Origin of the sequence: Caballeronia sp. LZ003 (assembly GCF_031451465.1) — a bacterium.
Classification (GTDB): Bacteria; Pseudomonadota; Gammaproteobacteria; order Burkholderiales; family Burkholderiaceae; genus Caballeronia.
On the sequence record NZ_JARUXJ010000152.1, the window covers coordinates 1 to 527 of the forward strand.

Sequence of the window (527 nt, forward strand, 5' to 3'; positions counted from 1 at the left end):
TCAGGCGGATTAAGCGCGCCATGGAACGAGACACGCCGATTTCCCGTCATCTGAAGCAGATCGCGGCGCTGCGCACGTCGAACGTATCGGTCAGCGCAGATCGGCAACAGGCCCGCGCGCAAGACCTGATGCGCGCGAAACTCGCGGCCGATCAGATGCGCCTGAAGGATACGCGCTCGATAGCACGCAAAATCGAGATCAAGCGCGAAGTCTTGCCGGACTACGCCCCGTACATCGCCCAAGCGCTGTCGAGCGACGAAGGCGGCCAAGACGATGTGCTGGTGACGGTGATGGTCTGGATGATCGACGCCGGCGACTGGCGCGGCGCACTCGACATTGCGGCCTACGCAATCCGTCACGGGTTGCAGATGCCCGCCACATTCGAGCGCACGCTTGCGGCGACGGTGGCCGAAGGATTCGCCGATGCACAGGGCGTCGACGCGGACATGCTCGCCGAAGTGATTGCGCTGGTTGCGCCGTTCGATATGGTCGACCAGATCAAGGCGAAGCTCAACAAGGCATACGGG

The 527-nt window shown here is 63.0% G+C and carries 1 protein-coding gene; it reads left to right on the top strand.

Features of this window, described 5'->3' with window-relative positions:
• Positions 1 to 20 precede the first annotated feature (20 nt).
• Positions 21 to 527, top strand: a 507-nt coding sequence (gene gpM / locus QCE79_RS33530) for a phage terminase small subunit (RefSeq protein WP_309851819.1), incomplete at its 3' end; no start/stop codon positions are given.